This is a genomic window from Paraburkholderia jirisanensis (assembly GCF_054782355.1).
Map to the genome: position 1 here is coordinate 996,223 of NZ_BAAGSQ010000033.1, position 16,975 is coordinate 1,013,197.

A 16,975-nucleotide genomic window follows, 5' to 3' on the forward strand; every position below is an offset into this window, starting at 1 on the left:
GCACCACGCGCACCATGCGCACCACGCGAGCCCGCGCTGACCAGACAAACGGCGGCAACGGCCGGACAAAACGCGCGACGTATATCGAAGTGTCCGCGTCCATCGAGGACGAGATCCGCGGCGGTGTGTATCCGCCGGGTAGCCGCCTGCCGCCGCAGCGTCAACTGGCGACGGATCTGGGGATCAACGTATCGACGGTGTCGCGCGCGTATCGGGAGCTACAGCTACGCGGGCTGGTGATCGGCAGCAAGCGGCGCGGCTCGCTGGTGACCGGCGGTGCAATGCCGCGCGTCGAGACGACTGGCGCCGCGAGTGCCAGCGCCGAAAGCGGCGCGATCGATCTGACCGTGAACCGGCCAGCGACTGGCGAATTCCTGTCCTGTCTCGCGACGACGCTCGCCGAGCTGCCGCGCGATCCGCGCTATGCGTCGCTGCAGGAATACCAGCCGCCGCAAGGGCCGGCCTGGGCGCGCGCGGCCGGCGCGAAATGGATGGCCGCGCCCGGCTTCACGCCTGCGCCGGAGCAGGTGGTCGTCACGAGCGGTGCGCAGCACGGCCTGTATGCGGTGCTCAACAGCCTGATCGGCACCGACGGCGTGATCATCGCCGACCGTCTGACTTACTACGGGCTGAAAGCGCTTGCGCCGGTGTTCCAGTTCGAGATCGTCAGTGTGCCGAGCGACCGGGAAGGACTCGACACCGGCGAGGTCGAGCGGATTTGCAGTCGCCAGCCTGTAAAGGCCATCTTTACAGTGCCGAACCTGCAGAACCCGACCGTGACGACGATGAGCCTCGCGCGCCGCGTCGCGCTGGTGGACATTGCGCGTCGCTACGGCGTCGCAATCATCGAAGACGACGTGTACGGGCCGCTCGTGTCGCAGCGCCTGCCGACCTTGGCGAGCTTGTGCCCGGAACTGACGTTTCACATTGCCGCGACCTCGAAGATTCTCGCGCCGGGGCTGCGTCTGGGCTATCTGCTGAGCCCACCGGATTGCGCCGCGCTTGCCGCGGAAGCAGTACGCACTACGGCGTGGATGCCTGCGCCGCTATCGATGCTGATCGCCACCATCTGGATCGAGGACGGCACAGCGCGCCGCATCATGGATGCACAGCTTGCCGAGATTCGCGCGCGCCACGATCTGGCGCGCCAGGTGTTGCCGCAGGAACTGCTGGAGTCGGATCCCGCCTGCATGTTCGTGTGGCTCAAGCTGCCCGCGCCTTGGCGCGCCGACGATTTTGCGGCCAATGCAAAGGCGCGCGGCGTGATCGTGATGCCGTCTTCGGCGTTTGCGGTGGATCGCGCGGAGGTTGAACATGGCGTGCGCATCAACCTCGCGTGTGCGTCATCGCGTGAGCAACTGGTGCGCGCGCTGCAGACGGTGGCGCAAACGCTGCGCGATCGCGCGCGGGCGTTGTTCGGGACGATTTGAGGCCTGGGCGTGAATCGTCGTCACCTGGCATGCGCGCCCCGCATCATTCATCCCACACGGTATCCGCATCGAGCGGATACACCGGCCGCACGACCCGTTCGTATCTGAACAGCGCGTAATCCGACCCGGTCACACCGCGGCTATCGCACTCCACCAGGCCGCCGGCAATCGGCACGAACACCGGCCGGCAATACATGCGCGACTTCAACAACAGAAAGCGCGCGCGGCGCGGATCGACGCCGACGCTTTCGAATACGCCAAGGTCCCACGGTTCATGCGTGCGCCCGGTGACGACCAGCGTCGCCGCACCAATCTCGAGCACCGCGCTGAGCCCCATGCTCGCACGCTGCCCGGTATAAGTTGGCCCGGTGATCGTGTATTCGCCGTCGGTTAGCGCGCGCACCACGCCGCTCGCATCGAACGGCTTGCGCATCACGCCATCGTGCGACGGCAGCTTGTTGCCGAGCGGTATCGTCACACGCGCGCCGACGCCGGCTGCATGCAACGCCGCAACCGCCTGCGGGTCGCACAACGGCCCGCTGACGATGCCCTCCAGCCCCTGCGCCAGCGCGGCTTCGAGCAGGTCCATCGTGTCGCAGGTGCCGCCGGACATGCAGTTGTCGCCGTGATCGAGCATCAGGATCGGCTTGTCCGTTTGTTGCGCAGCAGCGGCGGCGGCGGCCACCGATTGTTCGAGCGGCGCGCTGCGGTACACGAAGGCATCGCGCTCATCCCAGATCTGCCGGGCAATACGCTCGGCCGCTGCCTGAGCAGCCGCCGCGTCGCCGTTGCCCACCACCACCACGCTGATGCACGGACGCGGGATATCGGCCAACGAAAATCCGGCGAGGATCGATACCGCCAGCATGCCATGCGCTTCTTCGATCCTGGCCGCCTGCACCGCGCGCTGCATCGCACCGTCGGCGGTAGCGCTACGCAGCGTCGAGGTCATCAACGGCGGCTGGCGCCATGCGATCACCGGACGCGCGCGCCCTTGCATGAAGTCGAACAGGATCCGCGCCGCATGCGCGCCGGTTTCGTACATATCGACATGCGGATAGGTCTTGAAACTGACGATCACGTTCGCGTGGTCGATCATCTTCTGCGTAACGTTGCCGTGCAGATCGAGCGCGACGGCAATCGGCGCATCCGGCAACAGCGCACGCACGCGCTCGAGCAGATCGCCTTCGCCATCCGGCGACGATTGCGCCACCATCGCGCCGTGCAGGTCGAGCAGCACCGCGTCGCAACCCGGCGCGGCGGCCAGGATCGCATCGCAGATCGCGCGGTAGGCGTCTGCCGCGACCGGGCCGCTCGGATTGGCCATCGCCGATACCGGTGTGACGAGCTGCGCGCCGTGCTGTTCGGCGGCATCGATGAAAGCGGACATGGCGGTGCGCATGCCCTTGTTCTCTGCATAGGCAGCCGCGCCGAACGCCGGACCGTCGCGGCCGAATGCCGCCAGCGGCGTCGGCACCGGCGAGAACGTGTTGGTTTCGTGGTTCATGCGGGCGATCAGTATCTTCATTCACCGCTCTCCGGGTGGACTGCAGCATCTTGATGAAAGGCTTGCTCTCGACGGGCACTTTTCACATAATGCCTGCGCGCGCTCCCGGAGAAAAATGATGAGGGCAATCAAGCTAGGGCTGCTCGTGCTGGCTATCGCGTCCCCCGCGTTTGGCCGCGAGCACTACATCGAGGTGTGGAACCCGCCCGAAGCACGCGGCGGCGTGGCGCCGTCGCAAGCGGCCTTGCTTGCGGCACGCAAGGCGGACAGGCAAGCGGCCCGGCATCGGCGCGCCAGCCTGCATATCGCGCATGATGCGGCGCATGACGTGTCGCATAGCGCAGCGCATCGGCGCACCGTCGCGGCTGCGCCAGCACCGCAGGCGCCAGTAGTAACCGTCGAACGCCGCACCGGCGAGCCGCGTTACGAAGATATCCCTCGTCAGATCACGCCGGAAGGCAATGTGTTGCGCATCGATGGACGGCATGCGCAGGTCGACGTCGAACGCTAAAGGCTTCGGCAAGACGAAGCCGCCTCGCCTCGCCGCAAAGAGATAAAGCAGCAACGCGGCACCATCCAGAACGCTACCCGATCCGCATGCGTCATCCGTGATGGAACCGCGTCCGCAGTTCCATCACGCGCCGCGCACTACTTCAACACGCGCGGCTTCGTCAGGTCGCCGAGACCGACGCGATACAGCATGTCGGTGCGCATCCGGTCGAGCACCGTGAAGCCGACATCGGCACCGTCCTGGCTCGGGTCGACGTGCACACGGAACGGCCGTTGCCCGAACGGCGTATCGACCACCTTGACGATCGCCTCGCCGACCGTAGCCGGATCGGCATCGGGCGGCACGATTGCCGCGAACGCCTGCTGCACCTGTTCGGCAAAGCCGTGGTACGGACCGGCTTCATATTCGGCTACCCGTGCGGTATCGTCCGGCGCACCCGCATTCGCGAAATGGTTGGTGCCGCTGGTGAACGCGCCGGGCACGATGATGCTGGTCTCGATACCCCAGCGCGATACCTCGCGTGCATACTGCACCGCCAGCGCATCCATGGCCGCCTTCGCTGCGAAATACGGCGCGAGGTACGGCGGCGTGCCGCCCGCCGAGCTGCTGCTCGACACCCACAACAACAAACCCTGCCCCTGACGCCGCAGGTACGGCAACACTGAGCGGTTCACGCGCTGCGTGCTGAGCACGTTCACGTCGTAAAGATGCGCGTACTGTTCCGGCGTGAATGCTTCGGCCGGTCCGAACGCCATGTGGCCGGCATTGTGGATCAGCACGTCGATGCGGCCCGCTTCGGCGATCACCTGCGCGGCTGCGGCATCGGCCGATTCCTGCGACTGCACGTCGAGTTCGACGGTGCGCAGATCGACGTGATGGGTCTTGGCGTATTGCGCCATCTGCGCGACGGTCGCCGCATTGCGGCCGGTGGTATTGCGCATCGACGCGTAGACCGTGTGGCCTGCCTGTGCGAGCGCTTCTGCGCTCATGCGGCCGAAACCGCTCGATGCACCCGTGACAAGAATGACTTTGCTGTTCATCAGATTCTCCTGCGCGCCGTAGCGCATTGAATAAAGTCCTGCAACAGTTCGGTTTTTGTTTCAGTCTGCGTAGCTTTCGTTCCGGTCACTCGCCTACTGCCCAGTTGCCCAGTTGCCGCTCAGATCGCGCCGCCGTTCGCGCGCAGCGTCTGCCCGTTGATCCAGCCGCCTTCCGGCCCGGCGAGAAAGGCGACGGTATTGGCGATGTCCTCCGGAGTACCGAGGCGCTCGAGCGGCGTCAGCTTGGTCAGGAAGTCGACCACTTGCTGCGGCTTGCCTTCGAAGAACAGTTCGGTTGCCACCGGCCCCGGTGCGACCGTATTCACCGTGATGTTGCGGCCGCGCAGTTCCTTGGTGAGGATGTGCGTCATCGCTTCGACGCCGGCCTTGGTCGCCGCGTACACCGCGTAGGTCGGTTGATACAGGCCGACCACGCTCGACGACGTATTGATAATCCGGCCGCCGTCGCGCAGGCGGCGCGCCGCTTCGCGCAACGTGTTGAAGGTGCCCTTCAGGTTCACGGCGACCTGGCTGTCGAACAGCGCATCGTCGCTGTCGGCCAGTTTCGCGAGGCGCATGATGCCCGCATTGTTGACCAGCACGTCCACACCGCCGAACGCTGCTTCGGCCGCATCGAACATGCGTGCGACGGCTGCGGCGTCGGTCACGTCGGCCTGCGTCGGGAACGCGCGGCCGCCTTCCTGCTCGATCTGGGCGGCCAGCGCTTCGGCTTCGGCGGCGCGGCCGGCGTAGTTGATGATCACCGTAAAGCCCTGCCGGGCAAGGCGGCGCGAGATTGCAGCGCCGATGCCGCGGGAACCGCCGGTGACGATAGCGACTTTGTTTTCGATGCTCATGACGTATTCTCCTGGTGGGTTCGCCGCAGATCGGTCGCGGCATGGGTTGAACTATGCGCCGACTCGCGCCCCACATAATCGGAGTAGAATTGCCATCACTGTTTCCGTCATGGAAACAATAATCGCGGCACCGCACACCGCGTACGCGCCATTCACCAACCGCCTGCACAGGAAACCCAACGTGGACCGACTGGACGCGATGCGCCTCTATACGCGCATCGTCGAACGCCGCAGCTTCACCGCGGCCGCGCACGACATGGACGTGCCGCGCTCGACGGTGACCAAAGTGATCCGCCAGATGGAAACGCGCCTGAACGTGCGCCTGCTGCAGCGGACCACCCGCGTGGTGCGTCCGACGCTCGACGGCGAGGCGTACTACCGCCGCTGCGTCGCGATCCTCGACGACATCGAGGATGCCGAAGGCGCATTTGCCGACGCGCAGCCGCGCGGCGCGCTGCGCATCGAGGTGCAGGGCACGCTGGCGCGGCATTTCCTGATGCCCGGCTTGCCGGACTTTCTGGCCCGCCATCCGCAGATCGACATCGCGATGAGCGAGAGCGAGCGCTGGGTCGACCTGGTCCAGGAAGGGGTGGATTGCGTGCTGCGTTACGGCAAGCTGCGCGACAGCGAACTGGTCGCGCGCCAGGTGGCGACGCTCGAACGCGTGATCTGCGCGGCGCCCGCCTATCTGCAGCGCTACGGCACGCCGGCCGACGTCGCGGCGCTCGACGCGCACCGCATGGTGGGCTTGCGGATGGGCACGACCGGCAACCTGATGCCGATGGAGTTCGGCGCTGGAGGAGACGCGCAAAGCGTCACACTGCCCTGCGCGATTTCGGTAACGGGTACGGAAAGCTATCTATGCGCGATCCGTCTGGGGCTGGGGCTGGCGCAGGTGCCGCGCTTTCACGTCGAAGCGGATCTGCAAAGCGGCGCGCTGGTGCGATTGCTCGAGCACGTGCCGCAGCCGTCGATGCCGGTTTCGCTGGTGTATCAGCGCTCGCGGCAGTTGTCGCCGCGCGTGCGGGTGTTTATCGACTGGGCGGTGCGCGAGTTTGCGAAACACGAATTTGCAAACCCCCGGGCCAGTGCGGTAAAAACCCCGCTTAAAGAAGCGGCAACAGGCCTACGTTCGGCTGACAGCGCTTGATCTCCGCACCACTGTTGCCTGACAGCACAACCAGTTCGACAAAGCTGTTGGCATGCGCATAGCACGCGAACATGTTGTCCATCAGGCCAATGAAAGTCGCGAGACTGTTGCCGGCGAATTGCGACTCGTCGACGCTCAACTGGATTTCGATGCCGCGCACGAAAGCGGGAAACGGCTTGACCGGCATCCGGCGCATCACCGCGCGATGCGCGAGGTCGACGATGCCTTCGATATGGCGCGCCGCCATCGGCGTTGCCGCGGCGTGCTGCCGTAGCATCTGCTTGAGTTCGTCGGCGCCGGAGGCGCCCAACGCCATCGGATGCGACGTCGCACGCGATATCAGGCTCCACAGTTCGCCGTGGCCGCGCGGCATGCGTGCAATCGCGGTGGGACGGCGCAGCATCGTGATCGGACAGGACACGGCCGCATGCTCGTTGAGCAGATCCCCCTCGGCGAGGCCCTGCGGCAACGCAGGCGCGTTGCGGTTCATACAGGTGAGATCGGCGCCGACCTGATTGATGCCCCACGGTGCCTGCTTCGCATCGGCATGCACCAGCGACAGCAAGGTTTCATAGCCGGGCTGCTGCTGCGCGATCTGCGGGTCGCGCTTCGCCACCCAGAACACGCCTGTCGCGTCGCGCGTCTCGCCATGGCTCAACGCGTGGTAAGCGGGTATCGGCGTGCGCGTTTCCGAATCGGAAGCCTGCGTGATCGAATAGACCGCGTCGATCGAATACACCTCGATGGTCGATGCCTGCAGCGCGCGCGGCACCGCGGAATGCGCTTCGCCGGGGTCCTTCCATTGCACCGGCTCCGCCTCGCGCTCGAACAGATTGACGATCGGCGTGCAGAACAACTTGAAGTTGTCGGCCGTCACGGTTTCGAGAATCCGTGCCATCTGCGAATCGGCCGGGATACCGCCTAGCGCGAGATGCAGCACGAGGCGTCGCGATGGTCCCGCGACGCGCGCGAGCGCGGCCAGATCGACGTCGACGAAATCGAACTTCTCCGGGAACGCAAAGTATTCGAGCAGCAGGCCGAACGGCACGCCGGCCGTCGGGCGGCTTCCGGTGGCGGACTCTTCTTCGCCAAATCCGACTGCGCGCACCGGCAGTTCCGGCACGCGGGTCCACACTCCCGCGGTGTCTGCCTCGACGAAGGCCGCCGACGCGCGCAACAGCATCGCATCGGTCAATGCCGCCACCAGCAGACGCTGGCCGTGCAAGTGCACCCGCGCCACGCCCGCATTGCGCGCGTTGAACACGGTTTCCTTGATGCCTCGTGCGAATTCGATCGAAACGATACTGGTGGTGCCGGCCGGCAATTGCGCCATCGCCGGCGCCGCGGCCGACGACGCATAACGCGCCGAACCAATCTTCAACGGCGCGAGGCGCACGTCGTACAGTGTGCGAAAACGATATGCGCCGGCTTTGCTCTCCAGTTCGGTCAGGCGCTTGACCGTTACTGCCTCGGTCAATTGCTCGAACAACCCGAAGATATCGAACTGCACCAGCGAACACGATGGAAACGGCCGCAGATACTCCGGATACAGGATCTCCAGCAGCGCCTCGGTGAACTCCGGATAATCGTCTTCGAGCCGCGCGTCGATGCGCGCGCTCAAAAACGCGAACGACTGCAGCATCCGCTCGACATGCGGATCTTCCGAGTGCTCGCCCGAAATACCGAAGCGGGTCGCAATCTTTGGATAGCGCGCTGCAAAATCGCTGGCATAGCGACGCAGCAACGCAAGTTCACGTTCGTAATCCCGAAGCAGGCTTTCCATCGGCAATCGGTCCGGTGATGAACAGGGCAACCGGATTCTATCTCACCGCAGTGGCCGGAACCGCGCTCTGGCTTCCGACGCAAACAGCATCGGTTCTTCCCAGCCCGCGAAGTGGCCGCCTTTATCGACCTCGTTGAAGTAGATCAGCTTGTGGCCTGGTTACCCTGCGTTTGCGCATCGGCGCTTGCCTCGGCCTCGGTCCCGGTCCCGGTCTCCGCGAGAATTTGCCGGATCGCCTGCTCGAAGGCCTCCACCGGCTGCCCACCGGTGACCAGATAGCGTTGGTTGAAGATGATCGACGGCACCGACTGGATGCCCATCGACTGATATTCGGCTTCCTGGGCGCGAACCTGGTCGGCGTAGTCGTTGCCTTGCAAAATGCGGCGCGCCTGTTCGACATCGAGACCGACCGACAGCACGGCCTGCAGCAGCACCTCGTGATTGCCCGGGTCTTTGCCTTCACCGTGATAGGCACGCATCAACGCCATTTCGAGCGGCAGTTGCTTGCCCTCGCCACCTGCCCACATCAGCAGCCGGTGCGCATCGAAGGTGTTGTAGACAAACTTGCGCTCGCCGAATGTGAAGCCGACGCTGGCGCCGCGCTCCCGGATCGTGGCCTGGGCCTGCTCGATCTGCGCGGGCGTGCGGCCATATTTCTTGCCGAGATAATCGGCGATGGCCTCGCCTTCCGGGCCCATGTGCGGATTCAGTTCGAACGGGTGCATTACCCATTCGGCCTTGACCTCGTCGCCGACGCGCTCCAATGCGCGTTGCAACGACGATAAACCTACCGCGCACCATGGGCATGCGATATCGGAGATGAAATCGATTCTGAGCGAAGTCATGGCGTTCCTGACAAAAGCGTGTTTGACCTACATGCGCCCGACGAGCGGCGCACACCATAGCGAACTGAAAAGGATAGCGCGAATTGCGCAAGCGGTTGCGACGCCAGTTGAGGCGCCGGGCGCGACTCACGTCGTGATGGGTATCGCGTTGCCTAGCGCGTGCCCGTCTGATTCGGCGCGGGCGCCGATGCATTGATCTTGCTGGATTGCCTGACCAGTTCGGCAGTCATTGCCGCCGCGACAGAATTCGCGCCGCCGCGTGTCGGACTGCCTTGCTCCGAAAAACTGCTGTGTGCGGGCATGTTGGTCGGCGGTGGCAAGGATGGATCGAGTTGCGCGGACTGTTTGACCAGGGCCTCGGTCATCGCGGATGCGACTGCGTTGTCGCCGCGATAGCGCGCATCTTCGGAGGCCTGATTGCGAGTCGATTGCGCACTGGCCGAAGGGGCGGGATTTGCTTTTGCGAGCATCGGCTTGCGCACGGTGGTGCTTTCTTTTGCCTGCGTCTGTGGCTGCGGTTGCGGTTGTAGTTGCGTCTGTGCCTGCGCAGCAGGTTGCGGGCGCGGCGCGGCAGTAATGGTGGGTTGCGCGGCACGCGGGCTCGCCGCCGCTGGCTTCGATTCATCTGCCATCACGTTCGGCACTGCAACGATGCGACCCGTGCTGGTGGAATTCGCCGTAGTCGTCGTACTACCTGCAATCGCGCCTGCTGCGACCTGCGCTGCATCGGGCAGCGGATCTGCGGCGGCTGCTTTTACCGAGGTATCTGTCCCTGCGGGTGATTTTCCCGACGATCGATCGCTCAACGGTGACACGATGTAAAGAACGAACCCTAACTCCGCCGCGATAAACACGGCGATCAGCGTTTTACCGATTTTCCTCATATCTAACCTGCGCACTTCCAAACCGGGTGAGGCTTTCATGATAGCCCACCTGTCCGGTCAAAAAAGTCGCTACGGGCTCGAAAGAAAATCGACATATGTGGGGCCGCGGCGCAAATTACGCCACCGCACAGAGCCCGCACGAAAAGTTTTCCGCAGACATCACCGCGCAAAAAATCGGTACGCCAAAAAGTTATCTGCTCGCTGCCGCACTGTGCATGTACGGCTCGATATTGCGCATCGCGCGACCGACATATTCTTCCTTCTCACCGACCGGCGCGACGTAATGCATCGCACTGCGTGCCGTCTCGCCGCCCGCGAGCCGCGCGATCACCCATGCGGCCAGATACTGCGACGCGAGACATCCGCCCGCAGTCGCGACATTGCCATCGGCGACGAATGGCTGATTGAGGATTTCAACGCCGGCCGCTTCAACCCATGGTTTGGTGATCAGATCGGTACAGGCCGGAACACCCCGCAGCAGACCCAGTTTTGCCAGCACCAAAGTGCCGGAGCACTGTGCGCCGAGCAGCTGTCGAGCCGGATCGAGCTTCAGGCGTGCCATCAGCGCCGCATCGGCGACGACCTCGCGGGTGCGTGCGCCGCTGCCGACAATCACCGCATCGGCCGCGCTGGCCTCCTCGAGCGAAGCCTGTGCCTTTACCACCACTCCGTTCATCGAGCGCACTTCCGCTTCCGGACAGGCAAGCGACACGCGCCAGCCCGGCAGCCTGACGCGATTCAGAATGCCAAGCGCGATCAGCGAATCCAGCTCATTGAAGCCTTCGAAGGTAAGTATCGCGATATGCATGGTGTCCTTCTCCAGGAGCGATGGTGACGTGATTGCATGCTACCGCCCGGAATGAATACAATCAAAAAATTGTCATGGATACATGCGCATGCCTACACCCCGCTATAAACAGCTGGTCGACCGCTTTGCGGCCGAGATTCGCAGCGGCCATCTGCCGCCCGGCACGCGCTTGCCGACGCATCGGCAACTCGCCGCCGCCGAAGGGCTGGGTCTGGTCACGGCCACGCGCGTCTATGCGGAACTGGCGGCGATGGGGCTCGTCAGCGGCGAGACGGGCCGTGGGACCTTCGTCAAGGAATTGCTGTTGCCGCGTGACCAAGGCATCGATCAACACACGCTCGCCACAGATTTCGTGGATCTGAACTTCAACTATCCGGCCTTGCCCGGGCAAGCGGAACTGTTGCGCAACGCGTTGCGGCAGCTTTCGATGGCGGGCGATCTGGAAGCGCTGCTGCGCTATCAGCCGCACGGCGGCCGCCCGCATGAGCGCGCAACGGTCGCGCGGCATCTGCAAAGCCGCGGGCTGTCGGTCGCGGCCGGGCATGTGATGCTGGTGGACGGCGCGCAGCATGGTCTGGCGACCACCGTGATGGCGCTGCTGAAGCCGGGCGACGTGGTTGCGGTAGACGCCCTCACCTACCCCGGTTTCAAGCTGCTCGCGCACACGCAGCGCCTCGAGCTCGTGGCGCTGCCTGCTGCGGGTGCGGGTCCCGACCTCGATGCGCTCGACACGCTCTGCAAGCGTCGTCGGGTACGCGCGATCTATACGATGCCGACGCTGCACAATCCGCTCGGCTGGGTGATGAAGGCGAACCGACGCAAACAGCTGGCTGCAATCGCGCAACGCCATGGCTTGCTGATCATCGAAGACGGCGCATACGCGTTTCTCGCCGACGATGCACCGCCGCCACTTGCCACGCTCGCGCCGGAAAATACGGTGTACGTATCCGGCTTTTCGAAGAACGTCGCCACCGGTTTGCGCGTCGGCTATGTCGCAGCGCCGCCCGACGCCGTGCCGAAGATCGAACGCGCGATTCGCGCGACCACATGGAATACGCCCGGCGTGATGATCGCACTCGCCTGCGGCTGGCTCGACGACGGCACCGTCGCGCGCCTCGAGGCCGACAAGCGCGCGGACGCCGCGGCACGCCAGGCGATTGCGGCCCGCGCGCTCGGGCCACTGAAGCGGATTGGCCATCCGGCTTCGTACTTCGTGTGGCTGCCGCTGCCCGCCGAAGTGCGCGCGGACAGAATTGCGATGGCGCTGATGCGCGAGCGCATTTCGGTCTCCACGGCCGAGCCGTTTGCGACGACCACGCAGGTACCGCATGCGATACGTCTCGCGTTGGGGTCCGTCGAGCTGGACATGCTCGACGCCGCACTGCGGCGGGTCGCGTCCGTGATCGCCGATCATGCGTGGTAGACGCGGCGCGTCACCCCCATCAACGCCGCAGCGTCCGCACCATCAGCACCGCAAGTGCTGCCGCACACAGTGCAGCCGCCGTCAACATCGTGCTGCCAATCCCCGCATGATCGATAAGACACCCGCCAGTCCACGCCCCCAACGCGATCGAAATCTGAAAGTTGGCCACGAACAGCGCCATGCTGCCTTCAGTCGAGCGCGGTGCGGCTTCGCTCAATGCCAGTTGCAACACCACTGGCATCGCACCGTACGCGATCCCCCAAAGCGCGAGCAGCGCGATCACCTGCAGCGGTTGCGACGCGGACCACGGCAACAACAGCAACGGCACGCCGATCAGGCCGATCGCGGCGGCAAGCGTTGCTCTCGCATGCTTTGCGGCCAGCGCGCCACCTACGAAATTACCGAGCAGCCCGATCAGCGTGTAGCCGAGCAATAACGCCGAAATCGCCTCACCGCCAAAGTGCGCGTCACGCGACAGAAACGGCGTGATGTACGTGTACGCGGCAAACTGCCCGAGCAGACCTAGCGTCATCGTGATCAGCACGTTGCGGCCACCCGGCGTTGCGAGCAAACCGAACAGATCGCGCACGGCAATGCGTTGTTCAACCGCGAGCCGCGGCAGCGACCCCACCTGCGCCGCCAGCGATACCGCCGCCAGCGCCGCCGTGATGCCGAACGCCCAGCGCCAGCCCAGCAGCTCGCCGATCAACGCGCCCGCCGCGCCACCCACCAGCATGCCCACCGACACACCCGCGAAAATCAGCGAGGTCGCCTTCGGCGCGCAGGCGCTATCCACCAGCCGTCCGCCCAGTCCCGCGCCGAGCGCCCAGAAGCCGCCGAGGCCGATGCCGAACAGCACGCGCGCGGCAATCAGCACCGGAAAATTCGGCGCCAGTGCGGCAACGACGTTCGCCAGCACCAGCAGCATGCCGAGCGCCCACAACACGATGCGCCGGTCCTGCTTGCGCACCAGCACCGTCACGGCCGGCGCCGCCAACGCCGCGAGCAGCCCGGGCGCGGTGACCGTGAGGCCCGCCGCGCCCTCGCTGACCGACAGCCCGTCGGCGATATAGCGCAGCAGCCCTACCGGCATGAACTCGGTGGTACAGAATGCCGCCGCGCTCAATGCGACCGACAGTACGGCGGCCCAGTACTGCGTCTGCTGCGCGGGGTGATCCGCAACGATCGGCGGATCGACTTCGACCGTAGTGAAAACTTTAGACATGCAAGACTCCTTGATTCGTTTCGACCGCTAGCCGGCTCGACATGAGCCGTAGCGCGCAGCGCGCAATCGCCGCTGCGTTTAGCCCTGTGCGCAATGTAGGGAAGCCGGCCGCGTCGATCAACGCGATGGAACGCTGAACACTTCGGACAATTTTTCTCAGGCGCCGGCCGCTACCACGCGCACCGGGCCTTGCCATCAGGCCTGCTGCATCGCGCCCGGCACGCCGCAATGCACGCAAATTCCGCGTGTGACGCGCGTGCTATAGTCCGCGCGATACCTGTCGAGTGAGCGCCCACATGGACAAATTCGGATCGGTCGACGCGTTCGTTAAAGCAGCCGAATTGCGCAATTTCAGCGAGGTCGGGCGGCAGATGGGCATTTCGTCGTCGGCGGTCGGCAAGGCCATTTCGCGGCTCGAAGAGCGTCTGGGCGTGCGGCTCTTTCATCGCAGCACGCGCAGCGTGACGCTGACGCCGGAGGGCCAGCTGTTTTTGAGCCGCTGCCAGCGCGTGGTCGAAGAACTCGAAGCCGCCGAAGCGGAACTGTCCGCCGCATCGTCGCCGAAGGGACAACTGCGCGTGAGCCTGCCGCTGGTCGAAACGCTGCTGTTGCCGGTGCTCGGCGCGTTCGTGCGCGAGTATCCGGAGATCCGGCTCGAACTCGACTTCTCGGACCGCATCGTCAATGTGATCGACGAAGGTTTCGACGTCGTGCTGCGCACCGGCGAATCCGCCGATTCGCGCCTCGTCACCCGTCCGCTCGGTCACTACGCACCGCTGATCGTCGCCGCGCCGGCCTACCTGTCGCGCCGCGGCGTGCCGCTCGAACCGGACCATCTGCTGCAGCACGCATGTTTGCTGCATCGCTTCCCGTCGACCGGCAAGGTGGACCGCTGGCTGCTGCGCAAAGACGGCCAGGTGCTCGAGATGGATCTGCCGCCGCGCCTGACCGCCAACACCGTCGAGCCGCTGATCGCGATGGCCGAACAGGCCCAGGGCCTCGCCTATCTACCCAATTTCCTCGTGCGTCAGCAGCTGGCCGAAGGCCGGCTGGTCGCGGTGCTCACCGACTACGCAACCGAGCGCAAGGTGTTTCGCGCGGTGTGGCCTTCGGGCCGGCACCTGTCGCCGAAAATTCGCGTGTTCGTCGACTACATGGCGCGTTATCTGTTTCCCGAAGAAAACCAGCACGCGCAAACGGCATCGGCGGGCTAGCGGGAGGTTACGCTGGCTCGCTTGCTTCGACTCGTTTGCGTCAACTCGCTTGCTTCAACTTGCTTACGTCAACGCAATTTCGCGGCCCTCGACGGAAGACTGCAACGCGGCATCGAGGAAACGGTGCAATCGCACCGCATCGTCAAAACCCGGCGCTTCGGCAGAACCGCTGCGCACGTCCTGCGCATAGGCCGCATACAGCTCGCCCAACTCAAGCACCGCGGAAGGCAGGCTGGATGGCGGCAGGCGTTCGTATTGCGGCGGCACGTCGAGCTTTTGCAGCGGCATGTCGTCGCCCTGCGCACCCTCGATCCGATATTCGTCGCCGACGTCGCCGAACGCCGACGTGTTGCTGATACGCAGATCGCCCGCTTCGCCGGTGATATCGATCTGCACGCCGCGCCCGCTGCGCTTGCCGGCTTCGACGTGCACCGCCAGCACCGCTTCGCCGGGCATCCGGCCGATCAGCATCAACTGGTCCGGTGCCGCCGTTGGCAGCACCTCGCCGGTTTCGCGAATCGTGACCGTCTTGAACTGGTTCAGCGCCAGCGCGGATACGCTTTGCGGCCAGCCGGTCGCGCTGAACAGCATGTCGAGGAAATGCCCGGCGTAGATCGCAATCGCGCTCGAGAAATTCTCCACCGGCACGCTCCAGCGCAGCGCTTGCGAACGCTCGGGGCCGAAGTGCCCCATGCTCACGTGAATGCGCACCGAACGCAGCTTGCCGATAAAACCGCTTTGCAGCAGATCGCGCAGATAGCGGTTATGCGGCGCGAGCCGGCGCTGCAGACCGACCACATGGCGCACGCCCGCCTTGTGCGCCATCGCCAGCAGCGCTTCGGACGCTTCGGTCGATACGGTCAGCGGCCATTCGCAGTACACGTGCTTGCCGGCAGCGATCGCCTGGCGCACCGTGTCCGCATGCTGCGGCGCGGTGTTCAGCACGACAATCAGATCGATCTCCGGATGATTGACGAGCTCGTCCAGCGAGCCGACCACTTCGTTGATGCCATAAGTGGCGGCCACCGCTTGCGCGCGTTCGGGCCGCATGCTCCACAACGCGCGCAGCTCGTATTGCGGCAGCAGCTTCAACACGCGGACGTGACCATGAACGGCCCAGTTGCCGATACCGACCAGACCGACGCGAATCGGCTGCTCACGCTCTACTGCATCAAGATTGGACATGGATTCACCTGTCTGGCAAAAAACAAAGGAAGAACAGACGAACTATAGGGAACCGAAGCGCGCCGATTGACACGCTGGCCGTCCGATCACCTGAGCCGCGCAGGCGGAAATCCCGCGAAGCCGTGCGCACGGCCCGCGCGGCCCCTGGCTGAAGTTTCCGCCCAACTCGGCGAAACTATTCTTCTATCGTTCTTGCACCGCTCGCTGCCGGTCCAACCGTAAGGAGAAAAAGCAATGGGATTGTCATGGCAACAGGGTCCGCTTGGAGCGGGCCCCATCGGCCGCTTCCTCGTACCCGGGCCGCTGCCGCAACGCCTGCTGTACGCCGAGCCGCTGCGCCGGCGCATGCGCGTGCGCCTCGGCGATGCGTGGATCGCGCAAAGCGAACAGGTGGTGCTGCTGTTCGAGCCGGCTCGCTACCCGGTCGCGTATTTCCCGGCCAGCGACGTCGCGCCCGGCGTGCTGGAACAGCTCAGCCACACGACACAGCACCAGGACCTCGGCGCCACCGCGTGGTACGCGGTGCATGGCGGCGGCAAGAGCGTGCCGCGCGGCGCGTGGCAGCACACCGCGCTGCCCGCCCATGCGGATGCGCTGCAGGGTCGCGTCGCTTTCGCATGGCGCCTGATGGACGCGTTCTACGAGGAAGACGAACGCATCGTCGGCCATGCTGCCGACCCGTATCACCGCATCGATATCCGCAAGACCTCGCGTCATCTGGTGGTGCGCCATCGCGAGCGCATCGTCGCCGATACGAAACGGCCGCTGGTGCTGTACGAGTCCGGCTTTGCACCGCGCTGGTACGTGCCGCGCGCAGACCTCGACGAAACTGCGCTGACGCCGGTCAAAACCGAGACCTTCTGCCCGTACAAAGGCGTGTGCAGCTACTACGACATCGACGACGCGCGCCTCGCCGCGTGGTCCTACGCCGACACCTACCCGGAGGTCGAGCGGATTGCCGGCTTCGTGTCGTTCGAGCCGGACGGCGCGACGGTTACGCTGGACGGCGTCCAGCTGCAGTTGGAGCCGGGCCAGTCGGTACTGCCGCACGGCCCCGACCGCGAGCTCACCGTGGACGAAGTACGCGCGGCGCGCAACGCACCCTGAACGTTT

The 16,975-nt window shown here is 65.0% G+C and carries 15 protein-coding genes; 6 read left to right on the forward strand and 9 right to left on the reverse strand.

The features are described 5' to 3' along the window. Nucleotides 1–14: 14 nt before the first annotated feature. Nucleotides 15–1,430 (forward strand): aminotransferase-like domain-containing protein, encoded by a 1,416-nt coding sequence (locus ACYVNQ_RS36445; protein ID WP_460911249.1) that lies wholly within the window; start codon nt 15–17, stop codon nt 1,428–1,430. Between the two features lie 43 nt (nt 1,431–1,473). Here the strand turns inward: ACYVNQ_RS36445 and ACYVNQ_RS36450 are convergent, their stop codons facing one another. Next, nucleotides 1,474–2,958 carry a M81 family metallopeptidase gene (locus tag ACYVNQ_RS36450; RefSeq protein ID WP_460910418.1) on the reverse strand — a complete coding sequence of 495 codons (1,485 nt, stop codon included), beginning with the start codon at nt 2,956–2,958 and terminating at the stop codon, nt 1,474–1,476. Nucleotides 2,959–3,052: 94 nt separating this feature from the next. Between ACYVNQ_RS36450 and ACYVNQ_RS36455 the strand changes: the two genes are divergently transcribed. Then, a complete protein-coding gene (locus tag ACYVNQ_RS36455; RefSeq protein ID WP_460910420.1) occupies nt 3,053–3,448 on the forward strand; it encodes a hypothetical protein in 396 nt (131 codons plus the stop codon). Between the two features lie 137 nt (nt 3,449–3,585). On the opposite strand, the gene ACYVNQ_RS36460 is transcribed toward ACYVNQ_RS36455, so the two are convergent. Beyond that, entirely contained in the window at nt 3,586–4,488 is a 903-nt protein-coding gene (locus tag ACYVNQ_RS36460; protein ID WP_460910422.1) for an SDR family NAD(P)-dependent oxidoreductase, read from the reverse strand. 119 nt (nt 4,489–4,607) lie between these two features. After that, entirely contained in the window at nt 4,608–5,345 is a 738-nt protein-coding gene (locus tag ACYVNQ_RS36465; RefSeq protein WP_460910424.1) for an SDR family oxidoreductase, read from the reverse strand. Between the two features lie 181 nt (nt 5,346–5,526). On the opposite strand from ACYVNQ_RS36465, the gene ACYVNQ_RS36470 reads away from it, so the two are divergent. Continuing rightward, entirely contained in the window at nt 5,527–6,495 is a 969-nt protein-coding gene (locus ACYVNQ_RS36470) for a LysR family transcriptional regulator (protein WP_460910426.1), read from the forward strand. Here the strand turns inward: ACYVNQ_RS36470 and tssF are convergent. The 4 genes from tssF to ACYVNQ_RS36490 all read right to left on the reverse strand — a co-directional run bounded on the left by tssF (nt 6,452) and on the right by ACYVNQ_RS36490 (nt 10,815). Beyond that, nucleotides 6,452–8,278 (reverse strand): type VI secretion system baseplate subunit TssF, encoded by a 1,827-nt coding sequence (gene tssF, locus ACYVNQ_RS36475; protein WP_460910428.1) that lies wholly within the window; start codon nt 8,276–8,278, stop codon nt 6,452–6,454. The two genes, ACYVNQ_RS36470 and tssF, sit on opposite strands and share 44 nt — an antisense overlap. Nucleotides 8,279–8,421: 143 nt before the next feature. Then, nucleotides 8,422–9,123, reverse strand: coding sequence for a DsbA family oxidoreductase (locus ACYVNQ_RS36480; protein WP_460910430.1), 702 nt, complete (start codon nt 9,121–9,123; stop codon nt 8,422–8,424). Between the two features lie 152 nt (nt 9,124–9,275). Beyond that, nucleotides 9,276–10,007, reverse strand: a complete 732-nt coding sequence (locus ACYVNQ_RS36485; RefSeq protein WP_460910432.1) for a hypothetical protein — start codon at nt 10,005–10,007, stop codon at nt 9,276–9,278. A gap of 190 nt (nt 10,008–10,197) precedes the next feature. After that, on the reverse strand, nt 10,198–10,815 hold the full coding sequence (locus tag ACYVNQ_RS36490; protein WP_460910434.1) for a DJ-1/PfpI family protein: 618 nt from the start codon (nt 10,813–10,815) through the stop codon (nt 10,198–10,200). Between the two features lie 88 nt (nt 10,816–10,903). Between ACYVNQ_RS36490 and ACYVNQ_RS36495 the strand changes: the two genes are divergently transcribed. Further along, nucleotides 10,904–12,238 (forward strand): aminotransferase-like domain-containing protein, encoded by a 1,335-nt coding sequence (locus ACYVNQ_RS36495; RefSeq protein WP_460910436.1) that lies wholly within the window; start codon nt 10,904–10,906, stop codon nt 12,236–12,238. A 19-nt stretch (nt 12,239–12,257) separates the two neighbouring features. On the opposite strand, the gene ACYVNQ_RS36500 is transcribed toward ACYVNQ_RS36495, so the two are convergent. Next, nucleotides 12,258–13,463 carry an MFS transporter gene (locus tag ACYVNQ_RS36500; protein WP_460910438.1) on the reverse strand — a complete coding sequence of 402 codons (1,206 nt, stop codon included), beginning with the start codon at nt 13,461–13,463 and terminating at the stop codon, nt 12,258–12,260. Between the two features lie 296 nt (nt 13,464–13,759). Between ACYVNQ_RS36500 and ACYVNQ_RS36505 the strand changes: the two genes are divergently transcribed. After that, nucleotides 13,760–14,677, forward strand: a complete 918-nt coding sequence (locus ACYVNQ_RS36505; RefSeq protein ID WP_460910441.1) for a LysR family transcriptional regulator — start codon at nt 13,760–13,762, stop codon at nt 14,675–14,677. Between the two features lie 63 nt (nt 14,678–14,740). Here the strand turns inward: ACYVNQ_RS36505 and ACYVNQ_RS36510 are convergent, their stop codons facing one another. Further along, nucleotides 14,741–15,862, reverse strand: a complete 1,122-nt coding sequence (locus ACYVNQ_RS36510; protein ID WP_460910443.1) for a Gfo/Idh/MocA family protein — start codon at nt 15,860–15,862, stop codon at nt 14,741–14,743. 234 nt (nt 15,863–16,096) lie between these two features. Here ACYVNQ_RS36510 and ACYVNQ_RS36515 point away from each other — a divergent pair, with 234 nt between their 5' ends. Continuing rightward, a complete protein-coding gene (locus ACYVNQ_RS36515) occupies nt 16,097–16,969 on the forward strand; it encodes a DUF427 domain-containing protein (RefSeq protein ID WP_460910445.1) in 873 nt (290 codons plus the stop codon). Nucleotides 16,970–16,975 lie beyond the last annotated feature (6 nt).

What these genes read in the sequence shown, in the direction of transcription:
- ACYVNQ_RS36495 (WP_460910436.1), top strand. Translation starts at nt 10,904, where the DNA reads ATGCCTACACCCCGCTATAAACAGCTGGTCGACCGCTTTGCGGCCGAG.
- ACYVNQ_RS36515 (WP_460910445.1), top strand. Translation starts at nt 16,097, where the DNA reads ATGGGATTGTCATGGCAACAGGGTCCGCTTGGAGCGGGCCCCATCGGC.
- ACYVNQ_RS36505 (WP_460910441.1), top strand. Translation starts at nt 13,760, where the DNA reads ATGGACAAATTCGGATCGGTCGACGCGTTCGTTAAAGCAGCCGAATTG.
- ACYVNQ_RS36460 (WP_460910422.1), bottom strand. Translation starts at nt 4,488, where the DNA reads ATGAACAGCAAAGTCATTCTTGTCACGGGTGCATCGAGCGGTTTCGGC.
- ACYVNQ_RS36465 (WP_460910424.1), bottom strand. Translation starts at nt 5,345, where the DNA reads ATGAGCATCGAAAACAAAGTCGCTATCGTCACCGGCGGTTCCCGCGGC.
- ACYVNQ_RS36500 (WP_460910438.1), bottom strand. Translation starts at nt 13,463, where the DNA reads ATGTCTAAAGTTTTCACTACGGTCGAAGTCGATCCGCCGATCGTTGCG.
- ACYVNQ_RS36445 (WP_460911249.1), top strand. Translation starts at nt 15, where the DNA reads ATGCGCACCACGCGAGCCCGCGCTGACCAGACAAACGGCGGCAACGGC.
- ACYVNQ_RS36510 (WP_460910443.1), bottom strand. Translation starts at nt 15,862, where the DNA reads ATGTCCAATCTTGATGCAGTAGAGCGTGAGCAGCCGATTCGCGTCGGT.
- tssF (WP_460910428.1), bottom strand. Translation starts at nt 8,278, where the DNA reads ATGGAAAGCCTGCTTCGGGATTACGAACGTGAACTTGCGTTGCTGCGT.
- ACYVNQ_RS36485 (WP_460910432.1), bottom strand. Translation starts at nt 10,007, where the DNA reads ATGAGGAAAATCGGTAAAACGCTGATCGCCGTGTTTATCGCGGCGGAG.
- ACYVNQ_RS36480 (WP_460910430.1), bottom strand. Translation starts at nt 9,123, where the DNA reads ATGACTTCGCTCAGAATCGATTTCATCTCCGATATCGCATGCCCATGG.
- ACYVNQ_RS36450 (WP_460910418.1), bottom strand. Translation starts at nt 2,958, where the DNA reads ATGAAGATACTGATCGCCCGCATGAACCACGAAACCAACACGTTCTCG.
- ACYVNQ_RS36490 (WP_460910434.1), bottom strand. Translation starts at nt 10,815, where the DNA reads ATGCATATCGCGATACTTACCTTCGAAGGCTTCAATGAGCTGGATTCG.
- ACYVNQ_RS36455 (WP_460910420.1), top strand. Translation starts at nt 3,053, where the DNA reads ATGATGAGGGCAATCAAGCTAGGGCTGCTCGTGCTGGCTATCGCGTCC.